This is a genomic window from Roseofilum sp. (assembly GCF_982964205.1).
Genome location: NZ_CEZBFX010000013.1, coordinates 17,932 through 40,311, shown reverse-complemented (window position 1 = coordinate 40,311; position 22,380 = coordinate 17,932). Strand labels below are relative to the sequence as shown.

21 protein-coding genes are annotated in these 22,380 nt (G+C 42.1%); 8 read left to right on the top strand and 13 right to left on the bottom strand.

Features of this window, described 5'->3' with window-relative positions; genetic code table 11:
- Positions 1–417: 417 nt before the first annotated feature.
- The 4 genes from mog to ychF form a co-directional block, all read right to left on the bottom strand.
- Positions 418–948 (bottom strand): molybdopterin adenylyltransferase, encoded by a 531-nt coding sequence (gene mog, locus AC3A14_RS05845; RefSeq protein WP_318700259.1) that lies wholly within the window; start codon positions 946–948, stop codon positions 418–420.
- Between the two features lie 65 nt (positions 949–1,013).
- Positions 1,014–1,448, bottom strand: coding sequence for a SufE family protein (locus tag AC3A14_RS05840; RefSeq protein ID WP_318700260.1), 435 nt, complete (start codon positions 1,446–1,448; stop codon positions 1,014–1,016).
- Positions 1,449–1,677: 229 nt separating this feature from the next.
- Complete coding sequence (locus tag AC3A14_RS05835; RefSeq protein WP_318719909.1) at positions 1,678–2,106, bottom strand: hypothetical protein; 429 nt, start codon at positions 2,104–2,106, stop codon at positions 1,678–1,680.
- Between the two features lie 101 nt (positions 2,107–2,207).
- Positions 2,208–3,299 (bottom strand): redox-regulated ATPase YchF, encoded by a 1,092-nt coding sequence (gene ychF / locus AC3A14_RS05830; protein WP_318700262.1) that lies wholly within the window; start codon positions 3,297–3,299, stop codon positions 2,208–2,210.
- A gap of 96 nt (positions 3,300–3,395) precedes the next feature.
- On the opposite strand from ychF, the gene AC3A14_RS05825 reads away from it, so the two are divergent.
- A complete protein-coding gene (locus tag AC3A14_RS05825) occupies positions 3,396–4,880 on the top strand; it encodes an aminotransferase class I/II-fold pyridoxal phosphate-dependent enzyme (protein ID WP_318732144.1) in 1,485 nt (494 codons plus the stop codon).
- 68 nt (positions 4,881–4,948) lie between these two features.
- On the top strand, positions 4,949–5,545 hold the full coding sequence (gene cbiT, locus AC3A14_RS05820; RefSeq protein WP_318732145.1) for a precorrin-6Y C5,15-methyltransferase subunit CbiT: 597 nt from the start codon (positions 4,949–4,951) through the stop codon (positions 5,543–5,545).
- Positions 5,546–5,637: 92 nt separating this feature from the next.
- Here cbiT and AC3A14_RS05815 read toward each other — a convergent pair whose 3' ends face one another.
- Genes AC3A14_RS05815 through AC3A14_RS05805 form a run of 3 tightly spaced genes read right to left on the bottom strand, consistent with a single transcriptional unit; the run spans position 5,638 to position 8,568 of the window.
- Positions 5,638–6,588: an NAD-dependent epimerase/dehydratase family protein gene (locus tag AC3A14_RS05815; protein WP_318732146.1), complete on the bottom strand. Its 951-nt coding sequence runs from the start codon at positions 6,586–6,588 to the stop codon at positions 5,638–5,640.
- 49 nt (positions 6,589–6,637) lie between these two features.
- Positions 6,638–7,552 (bottom strand): Npun_R2821/Npun_R2822 family protein, encoded by a 915-nt coding sequence (locus tag AC3A14_RS05810; protein ID WP_318732147.1) that lies wholly within the window; start codon positions 7,550–7,552, stop codon positions 6,638–6,640.
- Positions 7,553–7,554: 2 nt separating this feature from the next.
- Positions 7,555–8,568 (bottom strand): Npun_R2821/Npun_R2822 family protein, encoded by a 1,014-nt coding sequence (locus AC3A14_RS05805; RefSeq protein ID WP_318732148.1) that lies wholly within the window; start codon positions 8,566–8,568, stop codon positions 7,555–7,557.
- Positions 8,569–8,773: 205 nt separating this feature from the next.
- Here AC3A14_RS05805 and AC3A14_RS05800 point away from each other — a divergent pair, with 205 nt between their 5' ends.
- Positions 8,774–9,682, top strand: coding sequence for a sulfotransferase family protein (locus AC3A14_RS05800; RefSeq protein ID WP_487778935.1), 909 nt, complete (start codon positions 8,774–8,776; stop codon positions 9,680–9,682).
- A gap of 35 nt (positions 9,683–9,717) precedes the next feature.
- Positions 9,718–10,635 carry a sulfotransferase family protein gene (locus tag AC3A14_RS05795; RefSeq protein WP_318732150.1) on the top strand — a complete coding sequence of 306 codons (918 nt, stop codon included), beginning with the start codon at positions 9,718–9,720 and terminating at the stop codon, positions 10,633–10,635.
- On the opposite strand, the gene AC3A14_RS05790 is transcribed toward AC3A14_RS05795, so the two are convergent.
- From AC3A14_RS05790 to AC3A14_RS05780, 3 genes are read right to left on the bottom strand one after another with little or no spacing between them, the layout of a single operon-like run.
- Positions 10,632–11,624, bottom strand: a complete 993-nt coding sequence (locus AC3A14_RS05790) for a hypothetical protein (RefSeq protein WP_318732151.1) — start codon at positions 11,622–11,624, stop codon at positions 10,632–10,634. The genes AC3A14_RS05795 and AC3A14_RS05790 overlap by 4 nt on opposite strands.
- 13 nt (positions 11,625–11,637) lie before the next feature.
- The gene (locus tag AC3A14_RS05785) at positions 11,638–12,528 is read right to left on the bottom strand and encodes a sulfotransferase (RefSeq protein WP_487778934.1); all 891 of its coding nucleotides are present in this window, start codon (positions 12,526–12,528) and stop codon (positions 11,638–11,640) included.
- Positions 12,529–12,567: 39 nt separating this feature from the next.
- Positions 12,568–13,662 carry a glycosyltransferase family protein gene (locus AC3A14_RS05780; protein WP_318732153.1) on the bottom strand — a complete coding sequence of 365 codons (1,095 nt, stop codon included), beginning with the start codon at positions 13,660–13,662 and terminating at the stop codon, positions 12,568–12,570.
- 253 nt (positions 13,663–13,915) lie between these two features.
- On the opposite strand from AC3A14_RS05780, the gene AC3A14_RS05775 reads away from it, so the two are divergent.
- Complete coding sequence (locus tag AC3A14_RS05775) at positions 13,916–14,968, top strand: glycosyltransferase family protein (RefSeq protein ID WP_318732154.1); 1,053 nt, start codon at positions 13,916–13,918, stop codon at positions 14,966–14,968.
- Positions 14,969–15,012: 44 nt separating this feature from the next.
- On the top strand, positions 15,013–16,275 hold the full coding sequence (locus AC3A14_RS05770) for a glycosyltransferase (protein ID WP_487778933.1): 1,263 nt from the start codon (positions 15,013–15,015) through the stop codon (positions 16,273–16,275).
- Between the two features lie 50 nt (positions 16,276–16,325).
- Here AC3A14_RS05770 and AC3A14_RS05765 read toward each other — a convergent pair whose 3' ends face one another.
- The 3 genes from AC3A14_RS05765 to AC3A14_RS05755 all read right to left on the bottom strand — a co-directional run bounded on the left by AC3A14_RS05765 (position 16,326) and on the right by AC3A14_RS05755 (position 19,846).
- A complete protein-coding gene (locus AC3A14_RS05765; protein ID WP_318732156.1) occupies positions 16,326–18,338 on the bottom strand; it encodes an ABC transporter ATP-binding protein in 2,013 nt (670 codons plus the stop codon).
- A 27-nt stretch (positions 18,339–18,365) separates the two neighbouring features.
- Positions 18,366–19,571 carry a glycosyltransferase family 4 protein gene (locus tag AC3A14_RS05760; RefSeq protein ID WP_413039214.1) on the bottom strand — a complete coding sequence of 402 codons (1,206 nt, stop codon included), beginning with the start codon at positions 19,569–19,571 and terminating at the stop codon, positions 18,366–18,368.
- Between the two features lie 65 nt (positions 19,572–19,636).
- Positions 19,637–19,846 carry a hypothetical protein gene (locus AC3A14_RS05755; RefSeq protein ID WP_318732158.1) on the bottom strand — a complete coding sequence of 70 codons (210 nt, stop codon included), beginning with the start codon at positions 19,844–19,846 and terminating at the stop codon, positions 19,637–19,639.
- 169 nt (positions 19,847–20,015) lie between these two features.
- On the opposite strand from AC3A14_RS05755, the gene gloB reads away from it, so the two are divergent.
- Positions 20,016–20,789, top strand: a complete 774-nt coding sequence (gene gloB, locus AC3A14_RS05750) for a hydroxyacylglutathione hydrolase (protein ID WP_318732159.1) — start codon at positions 20,016–20,018, stop codon at positions 20,787–20,789.
- A 107-nt stretch (positions 20,790–20,896) separates the two neighbouring features.
- Positions 20,897–21,355 (top strand): 50S ribosomal protein L9, encoded by a 459-nt coding sequence (gene rplI / locus AC3A14_RS05745; RefSeq protein WP_318700279.1) that lies wholly within the window; start codon positions 20,897–20,899, stop codon positions 21,353–21,355.
- Positions 21,356–22,380 lie beyond the last annotated feature (1,025 nt).

Sequence of the window (22,380 nt, the reverse complement as noted above, 5' to 3'; positions counted from 1 at the left end):
AATCCTACACTATGTCATTGCGAGTGGAGCGCCAGCGAAACGAAGCAATCTCGATCATCTCGGTAATCTTGGCGATTGCTTCGGAGGAGGTCGCAATGACAAATGTTTAGCCGAATTTGATATTATAGTTATTCTAATTAAGAATAGAACATCCTTGTAGGGGCGAACGGCCGTTCGCCCCTACAGATACAGCGCTTTGCGCTGTTATAAGGTACAGAATTTAATCTATGGGTTAGAATTGTCATTGCGACCGCAGGGAAGCAATCGCCAAGATTGCGAGATTTTGCGATTGCTTCATTCCACTTGCGTGACCTTCGCAATGACTGATCTCAATGATACTGTACTCCGTGACAGCGCAAAGCGCTGTATCGTTGTTGTAGATAAACTGTTGTGTCTCAACCTTAATCGAATTTGATATTACTTTTTCTTCGGTCGAAAGACTTGAATCACGTCCGAATTACACTCTAGATAGGGTGCGCCAATTAAGTCTAAACAGTAGGGAATGGCGGGAAATACAGCATCTAAACATTCGCGAATGGATTTCGGTTTACCGGGAAGATTAACAATTAAAGCGCTGCCGCGAATGCCTGCGGTTTGTCGCGATAAAATAGCTGTGGGAACATATTGCAGGGATACGGAACGCATGAGTTCCCCAAAGCCTGGTAGCATTTTGTTGCAGACTTCTTCCGTGGCTTCCGGGGTTACGTCCCTGGGAGCGGGTCCGGTGCCTCCAGTGGTGACAACGAGGGAGCAGTGGCGATCGTCAATGAGGGAAATAAGGGTGGTTTTAATGGTGTCATAGTCGTCTGGGATGACCTCATAGACGGATTCCCAGGGACTGGTGAGATATGCTTCGAGTCGGTCGATAATGGCTTTTCCAGAGAGGTCTTCATAGACTCCTGCGCTGGCTCGGTCTGAGGCGGTTACAATTCCAATACGGGTATTCATAGGGCATAAGGAATAGGGAAACGAGGGTAGAGCGTGCTACCCAAACTAACAGTGTTGTGGAGGGTTTAGTTGTTCATAGAAGCGACGATCGCCTTTTTTTTCATCGTCTCAAAGATATTGTAAAACCCATTAGCCCGAGACGGCGTTAAGTTTACACATAATCCCGTCTCTTGGATGAAGTCCCCAGAGAGAGTGGCGACTTCTTCAGGGCTTAATCCATCTAATCCTCTGACGAGTAATGCCACTAAGCCTTTGGTCAACTGGGCATCAGAATCGGCTTGATAGTGTAGTTTCCCGTCTTCTAGGGTCGCCGTGACATAGACTTGGGAGACACAACCCGGGACTTTATTTTCTTCGACTTTATCTGTGTCTGGAAAGGGAGGTAATTTCTTGGCGTAGTCAATGAGTTGCTCGATGCGACGCTTTGGGTCTTGAGAGCGTTGGAAGCGTTTGACAATTTTATCTAAGTTAGGGGGTAGGGTTTGAGTTGTTTCGGTCATAGTGCGATCGCCACCAATATCATTAATCCATTGTCGTCACCCTGGATTTTAATGGATCGATCTGCTTAACCTACCCAGACTTAAGATATTTTTCCTGTTAGTTAAATTCTTCAAGAAAAAGGAAAAGCGCCTGGGAGTCTGGCCGTGTTTCGACCCCAAGCGCGTTTTCCTTTCACTTTACTCCTCACCACCAACCACAGTTTATCACATTTCGATCATCTGTCAAGGGTTAAGAAGATTTTTCTAATAAATCAGCCCGAACACAGCCCACTTCAAAGGCCGCATACCAGTGGCCGGCGGTTTCATAAAAGTGGCTAATCTCCACACTTTTACCGCTATAGGGCAGAACAATCCGATCGCCTGCTTTGCGTCCTCCATATTCGGGTACGGGTTCTGGTTGTTCCATTTTTGGCAATCGGGGAGCATCCTGAACTTTACGGGGTTTAGGGACTTTAGAGGCTCGTTCGGGTTTCGCCTCGGGTTTCACCTCAGGTGTCGCCTCGGGTTTCGCTGAGGGCGTAGTTTGAGGTCTTCGAGGTCTTTGAACAATTTCCGGGGGTTTGGGCCGTTGAACTTTAGGGGGAGTTAAGGAGAGTTCTGGCTTGGGTTCCGGTTTAGACTCGGGGGGCTGGCGATCGCTAGAATTGGATTTTGTCATCTTTAAAAACAGGGAACATGCAAAACAAGCATACATTCGATCTATCTTAGAAGATTTGTTCAACCCCCCTGAGCTAATTTCCGCACGCCTCACTCCCCACTTTAAACATTAAACCGGAATAACATCACATCCCCTTCTTGCACCACATACTCTTTACCCTCGCTGCGTACCAGCCCTTTTTCCTTGGCTGCATTCATAGAACCATTACTGACTAAATCCTGGTACGCAATAGTTTCAGCCCGAATAAATCCCCGCTCAAAATCGGAATGAATTACGCCCGCAGCTTGGGGAGCACTCATCCCTGCTTGAATAGTCCAAGCGCGGGTTTCCTTGGGCCCAGTGGTTAAATAGGTACGTAATCCCAACAGGGTATAGGTGGCACGAATCAACGATTGTAGACCCCCCTCCTCTACGCCCAAACTGGCCAGAAAATCGTCCCGGTCTTCTGGTGGCAATTCGATTAACTCTGACTCCACCTGGGCGGAAATGGTCACTACTTGGGCCGTTTCTTGGGCCGCCATTTGTTTGACCACCTCTACCCATTCATTACCTTCGGCTAAATCATCTTCAGATACATTCGCTGCATAAATAATCGGTTTAGCCGTTAACAGACCCAAACCTTGAATGCTGTCGAGTTCTTCCTCATTCAAAGACGCTAAACGGGCAGATTTTCCTTCATTCAAGACAGGAAGTAGTTTTTCCAGGGCACTCACTTCGACCAGGCCGTCCTTATTACCTCTGGCTTGCTTACGAGCGCGGTCTAATCGCCGTTCAACTTGACTCAAGTCAGCTAGGGCCAACTCTAGATTAATCACCTCAATATCCCGACTCGGATCGACAGAACCGGAAACATGAATGATATCATCATTTTCAAAGCATCGAACCACATGCACAATGGCATCTACTTCTCGAATATTGGCTAAAAACTGGTTACCCAGGCCTTCACCTTGACTGGCTCCTTGGACTAAACCAGCAATATCAACAAATTCAATCCGCGTGGGAACGATTTGTTCCGATTGGGAAATTTTAGCCAATACGGACAGGCGTTCGTCAGGGACGGCAACCACCCCAACATTGGGTTCAATTGTACAAAATGGAAAATTAGCCGCTTGTGCTTTAGCATTGGCGACTAAGGCGTTAAATAACGTTGATTTGCCCACATTGGGCAGTCCAACAATTCCAGCTCTGAGCATTAGTGGAGTTTGTTAATGAAGTTTCAGGTTGTTAAGTTGATTTAAGTGTGTACCGATCGCCAACTGGGTTGATTGAAAGTTATAGGATTTACCAAAGTGTCTCAAGCCAAAACCCCCATTTTAGATGCGCTTCGCCACTATGTGACCCACCCTCACGCTCCGTTTTATACTCCTGGCCATAAGCGGGGAGTTGGTATTTCTCGCCCTTTGGCTGATTTATTTGGGAGTTTGGTCTTTCAAGCGGATTTATCGGAATTGCCGGATCTGGATAATTTATATGCTCCAGATGGGACAATCCGAGAAGCCCAAGATTTGGCAGCTCAAGCGTTTGGTGCCGATCGAACCTGGTTTTTGGTCAATGGTTCGACAGTCGGTGTAATGGCTGCGATTTTGGCAACTTGCACCAGTGGCGAGAAGATCATTTTACCCCGAAATATTCATAGTTCGGCAATTTCTGGATTAATTCTCTCTGGAGCGATGCCGATTTTTGTTAATCCGGAGTACGATCCGGATTGGGATATGGTCAATAGTGTTACGCCGATGTCGATCCAGAAGGCGTTGACCCAACATCCCGATGCGAAGGCAGTGATGATGGTTTATCCAACGTATCAGGGGGTTTGTGGAGATGTGGAGGCGATCGCTCAGTTATGCCATGACTCTCATATTCCCTTGATTGTAGATGAAGCCCATGGCCCCCATTTTCACTTCCATCCAGATTTACCTCCTTCGGCCCTATCTTGTGGCGCGGATGTAGCGATTCAATCGAGTCATAAGGTTTTAGGAGCGATGACACAAGCCTCAATGCTTCATCTGAAAGGGGCGCGGATTGAGCCGGAAGCCATTCGGCGATCGCTCCAACTGCTCCAATCAACCAGCCCCAGTTATTTACTGCTCGCCTCTTTAGATGCTGCTCGTCAGCAAATGGCTCTCCAAGGAGAGAGCTTGATTTCTCAAACCTTACAGTTAGCAGAACGGGCACAACAAAGCCTAAAAACCATTCCTCAATTAAAAGTTTTAGAGACCAAAATCAGCAAGGGGTTTCTTGCTTTAGATCCCACTCGCTTAAATGTTAAAGTCACCTCTTGCGGCTTAACCGGCTATCAAGCCGATCGACTGTTACACGATCGCCACGGGGTTATTGCTGAATTACCCTCTGCCCAGTCTTTAACCTTTATTATTAGTCTGGGCAACACTCAGGCTGATATCGATCAATTAGTCCAAGGATTAGCCCAAATTTGCCCAACCCAAGGGACTCATGAGTGTTCCTCCGATCCCACCGTATTACAACGATGGCAAGAAGAATGTTTATTTGTCCATCCATCTTCATTTTTAATTAGTCCTACCCTTTCTCCTCGTCAAGCCTTTTTCTCTCAAACAGAAACCTTACCTTTAGAACAAACAGATGAGCGTATTTGTGCAGAAATCATTTGTCCCTATCCTCCTGGCATTCCCGCAATCATGCCGGGTGAAATGATTAATATGTCAGCCTTGGATTATCTACAACAAGTCCTATCCCTAGGAGGGACGATCTCCGGGTGTAGCGATCCCACCCTGAAAACTTTAAAAGTTGTTAGGCAATAGTAAAGAGGGGAGAATCCAGTACGATAAAATTTGCTCTAGCTTTCTCTCTGATGGTAGGATCACCCTTTATGTCCCTTTGGCCCTTTGTTTCTCCTGGTATCCCCGACGATCTATTTGAGAGGTTACCTGGTATTCCCTTAAGTAAACGGGAGATCCGATTATTATTGATTTCTGCTCTGCGATTGCGTAAGGATTCAATTTTGTGGGACATTGGTGCAGGAACCGGTACAATTCCCGTGGAAACGGGGCTGTTGTGTCCTGAAGGACAGATTTTTGCCGTCGAGCGAGATGACGAGGTAGCCAGATTAATTCGTCGAAACTGCGATCGCTTTGAAGTTAATAATGTAGAAATTATTGAAGGGAATGCCCCCGAATGTTTAGAAAATATTCCCCTGCGTCCCCATCGAGTTTGTATGGAAGGCGGACGGTCAGTTAAACAGATTTTAGAAGCCGTCTGGAATTTGTTACTCCCAGAAGGACGGATTGTGGCAACCGCCGGATCGTTAGAAAGTTTATACGCTTTATCTGAAGGGTTTGCCCAGCTACAAGTGAGACATATAGAAGTAGTTCAATCTGGGGTTAATCGTTTGGAAAAACGAGGCATGTATCAAGTTTTTGCCGCCGTCGATCCCGTATTTATTATTAGTGGAGAAAAACTTGGTTAATGGATATCAGAAAAATGCCAACCAACAGGATTTCCTGAATTCATAAACCTCATTTTATGAGAAGACAAGGGGCTAGGGGCCCCTTACCTCGATCAACTATAAAGTTCCTTCACCCATTCCCACTCCTGAGTTAAGCCTTCTTCTAAAGACACTTGGGGCTGGTATCCCAGCAATTCCTTGGCTTTGGAAACCTCAGCGCTGGTATGACGAGCATCGCCCATGGCGCGATCGATGTGGTTTCTACGGATAGGCTGACCAACAATTTTTTCCATCGTATCGAGCACATCCATCAGTACGACCCGACTCCCTCCACCAATATTAAAAATCTCTCCAACTGCATCAGGAGCGGTTGCAGCCCCTATATTCGCAGCTACAGCATCTTGAATAAAGGTGAAATCCCTTGTTTGTTGACCATCTCCATAGACATCAATCGCCCGGTCTTCCAACACTGCTTTGTAAAATTTATGGAACGCCATATCCGGCCGTTGACGGGGACCATATACCGTAAAATACCGTAGAGCCGTAAACGGAACCTGAAAGTTTTGGTGATATAAGACACATAATCGTTCCGCCGCCAATTTTGTGATCCCATAGGGAGAAACCGGTTGGGGAGGAATGAGTTCTGAAGTCGGAAAGGTTTCCGCGTTTCCATACACTGATGAGGTCGAAGCATAAACAAACCGCTTCAACGTCGTGGAATTTTTCGCTGCTTCCAGCATAATCTGAGTCGCATTGATATTCCGTTCCGTATAGGAGCGAAACCCTTGCCCCCAGCTCGCACGCACTCCTGCTTGCGCTGCTTGGTGATAAACTACTTCTACATCAGTGAATAAGGAATTCCAATCTAAGGTTTGAATATCTCCTTCTATAAGGGTAAACTGAGGATGATTTTCAAAACGACTAACATTCCGGCGTTTCAGCATTGGGTCATAATAATTGTTAAATTGATCGACACCAATGACTTCTTGAGCTTGATTGAGTAAGGTTTCAGCTAAGGTAGAACCAATAAAACCGGCTACGCCAGTTACAATTACTTTAGTCATTACCAAGATAATTTTTTGTTCTTATTCCTGCACAATTATAGGAGATGAACTAACTGAGGATAGTTTTCTTAAGGTTTCTCAGTTTCTGTCTCCATTGCGGTTCAGCTTTAGGCGCTGGAGGATCAGCCGGAGGATTGGGATCGCCGAGATAACGGTAGTATCTCCATAACTCTCTATAAGGACCACCCTGTCTCATGGGACTTCCCGCCCAATGAAGATACATTAATCGCTTCCCTTTATCATATAAAATATGGTCTTTTTCTTCAAAATGTGCCGATCCGGCCCAACTTCCCGGTACTCCTTCTGGTTGCTTCACTAAGTTTAAACGTTTGGCAATTGATTTGAGAACCAGGTAGTTGAGAATAGGTTGGTCAGTGACTTGGGAGGAAAAATCAAAGTATTCTCGATGTTGGCTACAGTCTTTCAGGAGTTTATACATCTGCTCTTGAGAAATAGCGGTTTTTTTAGAGGCCCAAAACCCACTATTGAACACATCCTGTAGTTCTTCACCGGTAAAGATCTTGTGGTCTTTAATTAAGGGCGAGAAAATATCATTTAATCCTCGACCGGAGTGATGATAATCACAACAAATAAACCCATATTCTGATAGGTAAGATAGGATATCAGACATCTTTTCAAAGACAATTATATCAGTATCGATATACAGAAAGTCATCTAGGGGGCCGAACCAGGCGACGAGCTTTCGCATTTTATTGGGTAATGCCAGAAAATCGCGATCGAATATTTCAGAAATTTTTATTGTAAATTCTTCTACGAGATTTAAATCAGGAAAAATGCGAACATTATGTTTTTCTGCCAGGATTTGAGCAGTTTCCTGATAATCCTCATTGAAAGGTATCATGTAAATAGTGACACCAGGATCGTACATGCGAATACTGTTTAAGAGGGCGATCGCATTCTCTTTCACTTTATTATTCGCGACAATATAAATTCCTTGGTTCATAATTATTTCCTAGATTTTTTAATTCCTAATTTACGCAATACTTTCTCCATAAATGTGGGAGGGGGGTTATAGGGTTTAGGTTTACCAACAAACTGTGGTCGATTTTCAGGTTCGTGCAAATAACGATAGTGTAAGAATAAGTCTCGATAAGGAAAGTCTAAGTTTTCCCCAGCACACAGACGAGTAAATATCTTGGAAGAAAGCCCAATATAGTGGAGGTACGTTAACTGTGTCTCTTTATCATAGAGCAAATGATCCCGTTCCTTAAAGTGAGGAGAAGTTACGGAACATCCGGTGGTCTGTTCTTGCGGCAGGTGTAGGGAAAAGTTGTAAATGTCCAAACCCGATCGCATGGTCATATAATTGAGAACAGATTGATTAGGGGCTGATGGGTATAAAATCTCGGCTTCTCCAGCTTGCAGGTGAGCAACCAGCTCATTTCTTTGCTCAATCGATAATAATCCTCGTTTAGATCCATAAAATCCAGCACAGAAAATCTCTTGACGAATTCGTTCTTGGGGGAAGATTTGAAATAGTTTAGAACTCTCTAAATTATAAATATGAGAGGGGTCTTTATACTGGAAATCATAGACAACGAAATCATGATGATTAAGTTCCTCAAAGACGAAATCTAGGGAGTTGAGAACCAATACATCAGCATCAAAATAGACAAATTTTTCAAACGGACTATTTGGGTCAAACGCACAGTAGCGACGGTTCATTCCGATACGACGCACCCCCTGAATGCCCTGGGCTTCCCACTGTTGTAGTACATTAGGATGCGCTTTCCAGACCTCGTAGGAAAATTCTTCCCAAGGAGCAAAGATCTCTGGATTGTTGAGTAATTCTACATTTTTTCTTCGACTAATTTCTGCTTTGACGCGATCCAGGCGATCGTCATAAGCAATAACACAGACGGGTGTATCAGCACCAACATTGACTTCTATACTGTTCAGCAGTGCAACCAGTTGATCGTAAACCACATCATTAGCAGATGTATAGATTCCATGAGTCATAGGATTGAATACACAAGGACATACTAGAGATCGGGCTACCAAAACATTAAGTCTGTCTGGTTTCTTTTGTTTATTGTTACTCATCGAAGATAGTTTTGACAACTATTAACTAGAGTCATTTTGAAAGATCTTAATGAGGGGTCACTTCTTGACAATTGTCTAAATTTATGACACCATTTAATATAAGAATGTCGTATACCAATTCATGAAAAAGAAAGTTATCTTCATAATGGGCATTGGTCGCTCAGGATCAACCCTAGTGGAACTAATGCTTGGCAGCCATCCTAAAGCTTTCTCATTAGGTGAAATTAGTAAATTACCTGAAATTCTAGGAAAAACGCAACAAAACTGGGCTTGGGCTTCACCAGGTAGCACCTTTTGGCAAGATAAGTTCACTGAAACGGAATTAAGGCAGTTAGCCTCTGGATTATCAGATCACCGATTACATCAGTATATCCCTTTGAAAGTGGAGAGAACGGTTCGAGAATGGCTAGGTAACGATCAAATACTGAATCCCTACACTATACTCTTTTCTAAAACAAAAGCTGACATTCTAACTGATTCTAGTAAAACAGTTCATTGGATATCGAATAAACTTAAAGCGAGAGAATTTAGACAGCAGGAGATTGACGCTTATTTAGTGTATAACGTTCGTGATGGTCGAGCCGTGCTGAATTCTTATCTACGACTAAAAAAAGATACAGTAGAAGAAATAAGTAACAGATGGGTTACGCTTTTAAAGGAATACCACGAGTTTTATAATCAGTTTCCAGAGAATAAGAAAGTAACTGTTCGCTATGAAGAATTAGTAAGTAATCCCCAAGAAGTTGTCAAATCGCTCTGTGATTGGCTAAACCTTGAATTTAGTCCAGATATGGTTGAATATTGGAAGCACGATCATCATCATATTGTGGGAAGTCGGGGCACAAGTGCTTTAATTGCTAAGTATAGAGGACAAATCTCACGAAACCTAGATAGTCATGGCGATTATTATCAAGATCCGGAATTCAGAATAAAATTAGATTTGCGTTGGAAAAATGAATTATCTCCAGAAAACTTGCAAATATTTAATGCTATTGCTGGAGATTTTAATAAGCCCTATGAGTGGGATTAGTGAATTGGTGTTGATGAAAAATGATGAGTTAAAAAATGAGTAAGAGAAAAGTTTTATTTATTATTGGAGCCGGTCACTGTGGTTCAAGTCTACTTGCTCTTATCTTAGGGAGTCATCCTCAATGCTTTTCGGCTGGAGAATTAGGTAATCTACCTAATCGCTACAGAAAAGGATTGTATCTTGATTGTGTGAACTGTAATTCTGAGTTTTGGGATCGAACATTTGGTAACTCAGGTTTAAAACAGTTATCCATTGGATTAGGTGATACCCGAGTCACTCCCTATATCCCCCTAAAGTTAGAGAAAAATATTCGTGAGTTCTTAGGGAAAGATCGAGTGTTTAAGCCGTACACCTTCATGTTGGCGCAATTGGGTAAAGAAGTTATTATTGATGCCAGTAAATATTGGGTTTGGGTCGATAGAAAGACGAAAGCCAAAGAGTTTAAAACAGGTGAAGTTGAAGCCTATTTGTTAAATTTAGTCAGAGATGGCCGCGCTATTGTCAATTCATATCTAAGGAAATATCCTCAAAGAGATATGGCTACTTTCACTCAAAATTGGATGAACAAAACAAAACGGAGGCAGGAGTTTTACGAATCTTTTGACCGAGGGAAGAAAATTGAAGTGGCTTATGAACAGTTAGCAAGCGATCCTCACGTAACAGTCCAGAAGATTTGTGAGTTTCTGGAGATAGAGTTTACGCCGGATATGATTGAATATTGGAAATACGATCATCATGATATTTCAGGGAATGATGGAACCTACTCCCTAGTGAGGCGTTATCAACAGCAAGAAATGTTAGATAAGGTGAAAGAGACTCATGGTGAGTATTATGAAAAGATTGATTTAGGAATCAAATTGGATTTAAGATGGAAAAAAGAGCTGCGAGAAGAAAAACTAGAAATTTTCAATTCTATTGCGGGTGAATTCAATCAACCCTATGCATGGGATTAGAAAGTTAAAGACTGTAACCGTTTCTTCATCGCTTCTGCTTTAATCAACCAATAGTGTTGTTGAATGTACATCCATTTGAACAGATTAGGGGATTCTATCCAACGTTGATAGGCAGGTGTGGCAATATCAGTGAGGAAGGTTTTCCAAGAGGAGAGAATGGTTTCAATGCTGGTCCTTTGAGCGCGATCGCAACCATTGGCGATCATCTCCTTCCGCAACTGTGGATTATCTTTCAATGTCTTAATGGCAGCGATCGCATCCTCTAGAGATTTAACCTCAATATAGTCGAGTTCACTGCGCCGTTCTGCTTGAAACGCTGATTCAGCTCCCAAAATGACGGGAACCTCTGCACGCCAAGAGTTGTAGAGTTTAGTTGCCGGTTTCCACAGATAGCTTTCGGTTGCTTCAAAGGTACGGACTGCAATTACAGCATCTACATCACTGTAATCATGCCATCGCTCTTTGGGTACAATATTCCATTCTAACCCCATCTCTGCAAGGGTTTGAGACCAGGAGGGATCTTTTAATTCTGGAGCCAGGTTATAACTGATGCCAAAATAAGCGATATTTTCAAAGCGATCGTCGCGATCGCGATCGCGAGGAATTAATCCAGGTTGAGACCAAAGCGGAATATAATGGCTATTTTTAACCACTTCAGTCTCCTGTGGATTTTGAACCACATGCATTTGTGCATAAGGATGAGCTGCTTGATCGGCTTTCATACAGACCATCAAGACTTTGGGGGTTGGTCTCAATTCATACTTAAACGAATCCCGATGAGCTAACACAATACCTTCATCTGGAATCGATCCTACTAAGCTACAAGGAAAGCCATCGGACTTAAGATGTAAATAAGTTTGCAAAGTCCAACAGTAAATTCCACGACCAAACTCTTCCCAATAACTCTTAGCATTATTTGGCATATCTTCTAGCCAGTCTGCTTGAGGAAGGTAAAAATAGATGGGAGGTAAGTTATCATAATTGCTCATGTTCGCTAACTCCTCAACCCTCCAACCACTTCGATAAATCTCGTCCAATCAACTCTTGAAGCTTCAGAATATCCTCCCGATACTCTTCTGTCAGTTCCTTGCGTAGCTTGGGAGATAATTTAGGCTTCCCTAAATTTTGCTGTTTCAGCCTATCAGCAATGCTTTTACGAAACTTCATCGGTAATAAAGTTTTCACCACTGTTTTAACAGGATTAGGTCTATTCAGCAGAGTATTCACTGTCTGATTTTTGGGAACACGAGTAGGGTTATGTTTCTTGCTCACATTAGGAAAAAAGTTATCCTCTACTTCTAAAAATTGAAAAACCTCTTTCATCAGTCCAGTTGGATCTTCAATCAAATCGTCATAGAGATACACTCGAATCTGCTTCGCATCGAAAATATCGAAGTACTGCTTTAACTGAACATAGTAAAATCCCCGGCGTTTATGATGCCATTGAAAGCTCCAATTTTTGGCAATCCTATCCTCTTCTTCTTTCAGAGTTTTAGCAAAATCTGGAACCGGTTCTCTTCCATTACTCAAAGAAAATAAAAAATGTGAAAACGCCCGTTCTGCTGGCTGTCGGAGAATTGCAATTAACTTGGCATCAGGAATATAATGATGAATTCTTTGAGCTGCTTTTTCACTGTAAATATATGACGTAGATGCTTCTCCTATCGCTTTCTCATGGGTTACCCCTGCAAACAACTCCTGATAGCTTTCCAAATCAGTAATAGCATTCGTCATCGCATGAGTGCCATTGGGACCAATACGATTAATATCTTCTCCTTCTAGAGTAAAAAAATCAGGTTCTTTTTGATCTCTAGACGCTGGCATATAGACTTGTGGATGCTGCTTAAGGTAGTAATATAAAGAAGATGTTCCTGATTTAGCTGCGCCAATCAATAAAAAGTTAGGTAGGGTCATGGTTTTATCTCTAAATTTCTATTGTTCATTTAACCAGAGTTGGGCCACCTGTTCCCAAGTCTCATTTTTAACGAGATTGGAAAACCGTTCGCGGATCTCTTGCAGTTCTGAAGGATTTCGCATCAGCTCTATAATTTTCCAAGCTACTGCTTCTTGGGTTTCTTTCGTGTAAGGATTCCCTGGTACTTTAACACAATATTCTTTATCTTTCAGTCCGGCATAATCGGTAGTTACAGGGACAGCACCCACTAGGGCAGATTCTCGCACTGTATTACAATCAAGCTCTTCAAAGGTACATCCATAATAATTAATATTAGAAGTAGCTTTCTCGGCCATAAGCTGTTCGCGACCTACCTTTCCATGTTCAATTACGCTCGGTTGTTGCATCAATGTTTCCATTTTCTGTTTCCAATCTTCTTTAATTTGTCTCGGCCAACCGTAGTAAATATGAAGTTTGGCTTCAGGAATTTCTTGGTGAATCAAGGGCCAGCCAAATTCTAACATTCTTTCTAGACCTCGGATATAATTAGATGCGTAGATAATTTTATCGGGATCTTTGATTTGTCCACAAAATTTAAGGAAGGAGGGATCGAATCCATTGGGGATAATCGCAATTTGGCGATCTGGAATTTCTGGTAATAAGGATCGATGGAAGAAATTTTTACAGAATACCTTATCATAGCCTTTTAGTTTTTCATAGGTCACTTCTTCTGGCAATAGAACAGAACCTAAATCGAGCCAAACCCGTTTTGCTTTGATCGGGAATTTAATTCGCCAGGCAAACTGCCACATAATTAACGTATCAAAAGAATCGCAAGGATTAAATTGGGTGTGGTGATAATACTGGACTCCATCATACAATCCTTGTTGAGATCCACAATTATTATAGACAGTAACAGAATAACCTAATTTAATCCATTCACGAGATAAATAGACAATGCGGGCATCTGCACCTCCTAATCCCGTTTTTAGACTTTCTGGAGACCATTGATAATCAGTATCTCCCGTATAGTATACAATAGACTTATCTGGCCATAGTTTAGATTTTAAGCCCTGGTTTATAAGTTTTATTTGTGACTTTACCTTCCCAAGCGTTTTTTGATAGATGTTCATGAAACCCATACTTGAATACATCCGTTATGATATAGTTGTAATATTACCCAGTTTTGGTTAGACTCTCCGAAGTGATTGACTGTTTCGATCATCCCTTAATTATCCATGCTCATCATAGACCACCTGTTTAGACTAGAGACAGAAAATAAAGAAATCTTCACTATCTCCATGACATAAAGTACGGCCAATGAAAAAAATCAAAGCATGGGTTAAGCAAAGACTCCCTAATCTTCAGACTCTTTATAAGAAGATAATGGCTAAAACATGGTCTCCTCATTCAATCGTTTATTATACCGGGAACCACCATGAAGGATTAACTCCAAATAGCTTGAAAACTGGTGCAAGTGGTTCTCATGCGGCTGTTATTTATCTGGCCAGAGAATGGGTGAAGTTAGGATATCAAGTCACGGTGTATAGCAATTGTGGCGATCAAGAGGGACTTTATGATGGAGTAGAATATGTCAACTATTATAAATTCAATTGGTGCGATCGCTTTGATACCGTGATTATTTGGAGACATTCTACCTTACTCCAGCATCCCATTAATGCCAAGAACCTTTGGTTAGATTGGCATGATACTCTAGGCCCGGCTAAAGCCTTTACAACAGAACGATTAGAACCTTTTGATAAAATATTTTCTAAGAGTCATTATCAACGCCAACTATTGCCCCAGTTTAATGATGATAAATTTGTCGTCATCAACAATGGAGTGAGTGAAGATATTAGCCCATTATACAATACACCTAAAACCCCCTACAAATTAATCTATGGCTCGCGCTACTATCGAGGATTAGAGTATATGCTAACTTACGGGTGGCCGATTATTAAACAAGAAATTCCTGAAGCAGAACTTCACTTATTCTATGGGTTTACAAAGCGAGATAATCACCCGAAACACTCTGAGTGGAGAAAAAAAATGATCGATCTGATGAATCAGCCTGGTGTGTTTGATCGCGGTCGTGTTTCTCAAGATAAGATTCTAGAGGAAAAAGCAAAATCATTGATTCATTATTATGGTTGTACCTATCCAGAAATTGATTGTATTTCTGTGCGTGAATCAGCAATGGTTGGTTGTATTCCAGTCATGACTGATTTAGCCGCTTTAGGTGAAAAATCTTATGGTATAAAGGTTTCTGGAGATCCAGAATCTCAGGAAACGCAAGAAGCAGTAGCCTATAAAGTAATTGAGTTAATGCGGGAAGACCCGGAAAAATTGCAGTTAATTCGCGAACAGTTTCAGCAGTTAGCTCAAGAAGAGACCTGGGGAAAAGTTGCACCTATTTGGTTAAAAAATCAGTATAATTAAGTTTAATATTGGATTTTTTTGTAGATATGGCTCACTCAACTAAGATGAAACTAATTATCCCCATTGAATATTATCGATCGGGTGGTGTCGAGCGAGTAATTATCTCTCTTATTGAAGAATTTTCTAAGAAAATAGAAAAAGTTATTATAGTTTTACCTAAAAAAGATATTCATTATTTTCAAAAAATACTACCCTCTTCTGAGATCATAGTTTACGAATCTTTTGTCCCGCCAAAGAATATACTTTTATCTTTTTTAAGAATTTTAATTTCAGGATCAAAGATATTTAAAATCAAACAACTGGAGAAAAAAATAAAGAAAGTTAGAAACAAGCAGTCCAAGCATAATGCACTCAATGGATTAATTGAAAAGTATCAAGCGACCCATTGTTTATATGTTTTAACCAATCGATTAACGCCACCTAACCTCAAAATCCCTTTGGGAATGATCGCTCATGATGTATTTTGGCGGTTTGCCCCCATGACCTATCCAGAAGATTATGTGAGAGAGTACGATCAAAGTTTGTTAGCATGGCTGAAAAAATCCGATCTTGTTTTTACGGTTTCTGAAAAGACAAAGACTGATATAATATCAACTTTTCCTGGTTTTTCATCCAAAATTAAACCCATTCCTAATGCTGGGGTTGCCATTCGTAAGATGGAAAGTGATAGAGAGACAACTGTTAACTCTAGCGATCGAATTACATTTTACTTTCCTTCTTCATTTGGAATTTATAAGGATCACTTAACGTTACTGAGAAGCGGGATAAAAGTTGCTCAGAAAAAACTTCAGTTCCAGGTTGTACTTACCGGTAAGGAAACAGATGCTTTAGTCAATGGGCGTTTAAGCCTGTCCCAGCAAAGTAGTACTCAAGAATATTCTAATTATTTAAATCAATGCCATCAAGTCTATTCAGACAATAGAGATTTAATTGAGCAGTATTTTAACGGTTTGGGTTATGGAGAATATGAACAGGTAGAATATTGGTATCAGCATTGCTCTTGTGTGATTATACCGTCACAATATGAGGGTTTTGGTCTGGCTCTCTCGGAAGCAATTTCAAGAGGTTTACCGGTTATTGCTTCAGATTTAGAGGTATTTCAAGAGCAAGTTAAACTGTATCAGTGTTTTGATCAAGTTGAGTTTTTCCCTCGAGGAGATGCAGAAGCTTTAGCTGCGTGTATAGAAAAATTTGTTCATCATCCTAAGAGTAAGTTGAATCGAGAAAAAATACAAGAAAAACTATCTCTTTGGACTTGGACGGATGCAGCACAACAGTACATTAGTTTGTTGGAGTCTGTTGTTTAGCCTTTAAATCAAGGTCATAATTTGTTGTGTTCTTGTTGTGCCGTTTTAATTTAACGTAGCTTATTTTCAAATACTTCAAAGGTTCTGAGTAAGTTGATGGCTGAACGATAGGCTTCTTCGGTCAATTCTAATTGTTCTTCTGGAGTATCGACAATCTCATCGGCTAATAATCGTAAAGAACCAATCATCGAATTGAGTTGAGTTCTAGCTTCGTAAGATGCTTTTGATAGGGTTTGATAGTCAATCCTTTTCTGTCCAGTAGTTTCTGATGCTTCTGTTTCTGAAAATTGCATTGAATGCAGACGATGATATAATCCTTTTTTTTCTAATAATTCCTGATGAGTCCCGACTTCCATCACTTGACCTTTATCTAAAACAGCAATTTGATCGGCGTTCTGAATGGTGGAGAGACGGTGAGCAATGACTAATGTAGTCCGATCGCGACTCAGATGATCGATCGCCTCTTGGACAATACGCTCAGACACTGTATCGAGCGCACTCGTTGCTTCATCTAGGATCAAGATATCCGGATCTTGTAGCAGCGCTCTGGCGATCGCCAACCGTTGGCGTTGTCCTCCAGAAAGCATCACACCGCGATCGCCCACCTCCGTTTCCCATTGTTTTGGCAATTGCATAATAAAATCATAAGCATTCGCCTGTTTCGCCGCCGTTACCATCTCATCCTCCGTAGCATCTGGACGAGCATAAATAATATTATTTCTCACTGTATCATTAAACAGAAACGTTGTTTGACTAACAATCCCCATAGATTTTCGCAAACTACGCAGCTCAAACTCACGAATATCACGGCCATCGATCAAAATAGAACCTTCCGTCGGATCGTAAAATCTGGGCAACAAATCTGCAAATGTTGATTTTCCTGCTCCTGACGAACCCACCAACGCCAAACTCTTCCCTCTAGGCAAGACTAAATCAGCTTTCTTAATGACCAAATGATTATGACCGGGATAAGCAAATGATATCTCTTTGAAATGAATCTTATCCTGAAACCCATTAAACGGAACAATTCCTTGAGTCATAATCGGCTTATTATCACGCCGCCAGATATCATAGGCAAAATCCACACTCGCTGACGCTTTAGCCAAAGTATTTCGGACACCATTGATCGAATTGACCACCGGCATCATCCGAAATAAAACAAACAAATATGTGAGTAAAATCGCTGACAAATTTTCCAATTGACTGGAGAAAAACGCACGGCCGACCAGTAAAATAGAAATCACTGTAAATATATTCGTAATTTCGCTTAAGGGCTTAATTAGGGCACTATTACTTTGCGCTAAGAAGTTAAATTTCTCCAGCTTAAGCATCATCCTCTTAATTAAACCAAACTCTTGCTGCTCATTTCCAACTGACTTAACTAATCGAATTCCACCTAAAACTTCCAACACCTTAATCGAGTACATCCTTTGCTGATTTGATACTTCTTTTCCCAACTGCTTAGAACGTTTGACCACACCTTGGTTAACCACGGCAACCATAACGATCATTAGAGTTGAAATAACGGTCAATTGCCAGGACAAAGAAACGAGGAAAGACAAGAAAAAAAACGAGGTGATTAGGTAGATGGTCAAATCCACATATGAATTAATTGCGGTTGTTGTTTGTGTTGTATCTCCCCCTAAACGTTTCGTGATATCACCCAACTTATTCTTACTATAAAAATCAATATCTGTTTCTAGAAGAGTTGACATAATATCAATCTTCATACAATTGGTCATTCTTCGCTTGAATGCGGCTGCCACAATAGCACGCAAATAATTTACCCCTTCCTTCAATATAATCGTCAATACAATAGCGGCTAACATTACTCCTAGTCGGTACGGTTCAGGAATACCTTGAAAGGGTGCAAAGATAAATTTTAGCGCAGGAGGCGCACCTTTTAGTTCAACTTCTTGTCCCACAATCTGAAGAACAACTGGAATAATCAGGGCAGTATTGACCCCATTAAAAATGGCTCCAGAGAATCCTAGGATAATGTTGCTAATTAAGGGGATGGGATATTTTTTTAAATACTTAAATAGAAATTCTCTAGATGACATACTGTACCTCTTGACCTGATCTCAATGTTATATAGTTTTATGTTTACGAAGATTGTCAATAAGAGTTTTTAATTCTTTTGACATGGCTTCAATATTATAGTTTTCCATACATCTTTTGCGGCTTTTTTGGCCTTGTTCATTGGCTAAATCTAGATCCTTGAAAATAGACTCAATCCGATCGGCAATTTGATCGGGAGACTCTGGATCGACTAAATAACCAGTTCCTCCTAAAATCTCTGGTAAATCCCCCACATTAGACGCTAAAACTGGCTTGGACATAGCCATCGCATCGGTCAATTTTAGCGGGAATTGGGCTAAGGCTGCCGGTGTATTCCGTTGGGGAACGACTACTACATGGGCCGCAGACACCACCTCTGGCATTTTCTCATAAGGCAGTTTGGGAATCTGAATAATCCACCGTCCCCATTTCTCTTGCAAATAGCGATCGTAATTATCATAAGGACTACCTCCAATAATAACGACTCTCAAATCCGGTTGATCGAGTTTATCTAAAGCCAGTAAAACATCTTCAATGCCTTTGTAGGGTCTTGGCGCTCCGGGAAACATTAGCACTCGATAGTCTGAAAGTCCGTAGCGCTCTCTGGAAACTTCGGGATTATAATTCTGGGGATTAAACAAGGTTGTATCTTTACCATTGGGGACATAAACTCCACCAAAACGCTCCTGCAAAAATCGGGTATGAACCGTTACTGCATCAGCTAGAGAAACTTGATTTTCCATCCATTTTAGATAGAGGGGATGATCGGGCATTCTCAGCGCTCCCTGTGGCTTGAGAATATCGCGGCCAAACTGTTTTAAGCTGGGAGGATAGCGCCATTGGTCTCCCCCGTGCCAACTTAATTCCCAATCATCAATATCTACAATTACGGAGCAACGACGTTGCATTCTTTTGAGTAAGGCTAAACCAAAACTGGTAGGTTTTGGTCTTAGGGCATACAGAATATCTCCTTGAATGGCTTTGAGTAAGGTTTGGGCAGAGCGGAAAAAACCTGGATAGTTGACACCAGGTACACAAACGATGGGATACTTGGACTCAGAGGTATTTGGCGGTTCACCGAAACTAAAGCCCAGAATTTCTACGTTATGCCCCAATTCAGTTAATGCTTGGGCCAATAAAAAGGTGCGGACAGCTCCTCCCCAACGACCGGCACCTGCTTGCGAAAGATCGCTGACGAGTATAGAAATTTTTAAGGCATTAGATGTAGTCTCCATCACAGGCGATCGCCCCAATAGATCGGAATCAATACAGCTATCTTTGGTATCATTTTTTCTATCTCTCAAGAATCCACTAATTTCAACCGTCCAGTTTGTAGAGCATCCAATATCCGGTTAATCTCCTGTTTCATCTCCTGATTCAGTTTCATATTCGAGATCAGGGCAGAACTGATAATCAAGTATTCTTTCGGTGTCAGTTGACCTCTCTCAAGAATGCCTTTAACCACTTGATGGGCGACCAAGTTCGGTTGGTTAGATGGAGAACGGGACATAAAGGGTTTGTCTAGTTGGCGATCGCGTGATAACGTTTTAGGCTACTCATGGGGAAGGGTCATCTTGATGGCTTTTCTAGGGGATCAAAACTTTACCTCACATCTTACCCTTACAATAGGAGAGAAGAGGAAAATTCTGAAGTTCATTTAAGTATACCCTCAAGATCCTATGCAAGTTTACCGACTTCCTGCTCTTTCCGATAACTATATCTTTGTTTTACACGATCGCCACCTCAACCAAGCTGCTGTCGTCGATCCCGCCCAACCGCAGCCCGTCTTAGAGTGCCTAGCGCCGCTCGGTGCAGACCTAATCGCCATCCTTAACACCCATCATCATAGCGATCATATAGGAGGCAATCAACAGTTAATGGAGAGATTTCCCCAACTGCAAGTTTATGGGGGGGCTGTAGACCGGGGGAGAATTCCAGGACAACACTTTTTTCTTGAAGACGGCGATCGCCTCACCATTTTAGGCCAAGAGGCACAAATCTTCTTTGTCCCCGGTCATACCAAAGCGCATATTGCCTACTACTTCTCTCCAAAAGATACCCGTGAACCCGGAAATCTGTTCTGTGGAGACACCCTATTTGCCGGTGGATGTGGTCGCCTCTTCGAGGGAACCCCAGCCCAGATGGTTAATTCTCTGAGTAAATTAAGAAATCTTCCCGATAATACCCAAATTTGGTGCGCCCACGAATACACCCTCAGCAACCTCAAATTTGCCCTAACGGTAGATGGAGATAACCCCAAATTACAAGAGAGATTTGCCAGCGTCAAGGAAGCCAGACAAAACAACCAACCCACCGTCCCCTCCTTCTTGGGTCTGGAAAAACTCACCAACCCCTTCCTGCGTTGGGATAAACCCAGTTTACAAGCGGCTGCTGACAGCACCGATCCCGTGCAAACCTTTAGTCGCATTCGCGGTAAAAAAGACCTGTTTTAGAGCTTTGAACAATCAAGGATCAGTACAGGAATTGCGATCGCCCCCAAAGTCGGATATAATGAAAGACTTTGATCCAACTTAACTCACTAGAGAACAGCCAACTCATCATGAGCAAAAGAGTACAAATTGTATTAAACAAAGATGTAAGCAAACTCGGCAAATCCGGGGATGTGGTAGATGTTGCCCGTGGTTATGCCCGTAACTATCTCATTCCCCACGGTATAGCCCTGCGTGCCACCCCAGGTATCCTCAAACAAGTCGAAATTCGTAAAGAAAAAGAACGTCAACGGCTACTCGAAGAAAAACGTCAGGCTGAAGCCCGAAAAACTGCCCTGGAAACCATCGGTCGCTTCACTATTCGCAAACAAGTCGGCGAAGGAGAAGCTATTTTTGGAACAGTTACTGACCGAGAAGTCGCTGAAGTTATCCTGGAAACGACTGCCCAAGAAGTAGACCGTCGTGGCATTACCCTACCGGAAATCAGCAGACTCGGATTCTATAGTGCCGAAATTAAACTGCACCCTGAAGTAACCGCAACTGTTGAAATCCAAGTTGCTGCCCTTTAGGGATGGGGAGATAGGGGGATAGGGAGACCTTTAAAGTAGACTTATTCTATTCTCCACCTCCCCACATCTCTCTATTCCCGTTACAGCAGAGGGCAAGAAGTCGCCTTCTTGCCCTCTGCTCCAAAACCGTGCGTGCGATGAAAGTCGCACACGGCTCCTGAATAATCAAGCTGTTGTCATCAGCAGAAACTCTGGATTTTCCTTGTCTGGTCGGTTTTGGCGACTACATCCATACCTCACTTATGAGTGGGTTCATAGCATAATATCGCTACTGACTCCCCAGACTTCTTGATTATCCGTCTCTTGTGGGCATATCCTTGATATGACTCAAGGCATTGGCTTCTAGAGACACCCTTTCCCCCATCGGCTTACGGATGCTTTCCTACTGTTTTATACAGAACCGATGCGGGTTACTTCGTTCCCAATCACCATCAGTTGAACTTTTAGGATGATCCTGTACGCCGGGAAAGATTAGTCTTCTTGTAAATAGCGGAATAAATCTATTTACCCCTTTCCGTTAACTTTTTGTTTCCAGCCTATCAGCCCTTTGGCTGGTTGGAATTGACGACGCTTCCGACACATCTTCATGGGAGTTATCCATCAGCTCCTGCTCAACGGGTTTTCAAATCGGGCTATTAGATACCGCCTTTTTTCCTCGCTCACTACCAGAGAGTTACCACCTCTACAGCAGCAAGAAATCCTTGTACTCCAAGAAAGGGTAGGACTTGATAAAGGATCGCATCTACATGATGATTGAGCTGTCAAGGTTCTGCTATTTTTTCTGGGTTGATAGCGATCTTCAATCAACCCATAGGTAGTTAACCTTGCCACTAATCCCCTAAACTAACGAGTTAGTCTAGTTTCTAGCGAACGAATCGTACTATTCCCTATTCCCCATTCCCTAGCGCAAAGCGCAAAGCGCCATATAGCCCCTCAAGTTAAAAGTAAAGTGACAGAAAAGGGATATTCTTTACCTAAAGTTTATCTCGTCTTCAGCAACACTTGACCAGAGCTTTATGAAATAT

Excerpts from the sequence above, each read along its gene's own strand:
- mog (WP_318700259.1), bottom strand. The coding sequence starts at position 948 with ATGAATACCCGTATTGGAATTGTAACCGCCTCAGACCGAGCCAGCGCA.
- AC3A14_RS05840 (WP_318700260.1), bottom strand. The coding sequence starts at position 1,448 with ATGACCGAAACAACTCAAACCCTACCCCCTAACTTAGATAAAATTGTC.
- AC3A14_RS05835 (WP_318719909.1), bottom strand. The coding sequence starts at position 2,106 with ATGACAAAATCCAATTCTAGCGATCGCCAGCCCCCCGAGTCTAAACCG.
- ychF (WP_318700262.1), bottom strand. The coding sequence starts at position 3,299 with ATGCTCAGAGCTGGAATTGTTGGACTGCCCAATGTGGGCAAATCAACG.
- cbiT (WP_318732145.1), top strand. The coding sequence starts at position 4,949 with ATGTCCCTTTGGCCCTTTGTTTCTCCTGGTATCCCCGACGATCTATTT.
- AC3A14_RS05815 (WP_318732146.1), bottom strand. The coding sequence starts at position 6,588 with ATGACTAAAGTAATTGTAACTGGCGTAGCCGGTTTTATTGGTTCTACC.
- AC3A14_RS05810 (WP_318732147.1), bottom strand. The coding sequence starts at position 7,552 with ATGAACCAAGGAATTTATATTGTCGCGAATAATAAAGTGAAAGAGAAT.
- AC3A14_RS05805 (WP_318732148.1), bottom strand. The coding sequence starts at position 8,568 with ATGACTCATGGAATCTATACATCTGCTAATGATGTGGTTTACGATCAA.
- AC3A14_RS05800 (WP_487778935.1), top strand. The coding sequence starts at position 8,774 with ATGAAAAAGAAAGTTATCTTCATAATGGGCATTGGTCGCTCAGGATCA.
- AC3A14_RS05795 (WP_318732150.1), top strand. The coding sequence starts at position 9,718 with ATGAGTAAGAGAAAAGTTTTATTTATTATTGGAGCCGGTCACTGTGGT.
- AC3A14_RS05790 (WP_318732151.1), bottom strand. The coding sequence starts at position 11,624 with ATGAGCAATTATGATAACTTACCTCCCATCTATTTTTACCTTCCTCAA.
- AC3A14_RS05780 (WP_318732153.1), bottom strand. The coding sequence starts at position 13,662 with ATGAACATCTATCAAAAAACGCTTGGGAAGGTAAAGTCACAAATAAAA.
- AC3A14_RS05775 (WP_318732154.1), top strand. The coding sequence starts at position 13,916 with ATGGCTAAAACATGGTCTCCTCATTCAATCGTTTATTATACCGGGAAC.
- AC3A14_RS05770 (WP_487778933.1), top strand. The coding sequence starts at position 15,013 with ATGAAACTAATTATCCCCATTGAATATTATCGATCGGGTGGTGTCGAG.
- AC3A14_RS05765 (WP_318732156.1), bottom strand. The coding sequence starts at position 18,338 with ATGTCATCTAGAGAATTTCTATTTAAGTATTTAAAAAAATATCCCATC.
- AC3A14_RS05760 (WP_413039214.1), bottom strand. The coding sequence starts at position 19,571 with ATGGAGACTACATCTAATGCCTTAAAAATTTCTATACTCGTCAGCGAT.
- AC3A14_RS05755 (WP_318732158.1), bottom strand. The coding sequence starts at position 19,846 with ATGTCCCGTTCTCCATCTAACCAACCGAACTTGGTCGCCCATCAAGTG.
- gloB (WP_318732159.1), top strand. The coding sequence starts at position 20,016 with ATGCAAGTTTACCGACTTCCTGCTCTTTCCGATAACTATATCTTTGTT.
- rplI (WP_318700279.1), top strand. The coding sequence starts at position 20,897 with ATGAGCAAAAGAGTACAAATTGTATTAAACAAAGATGTAAGCAAACTC.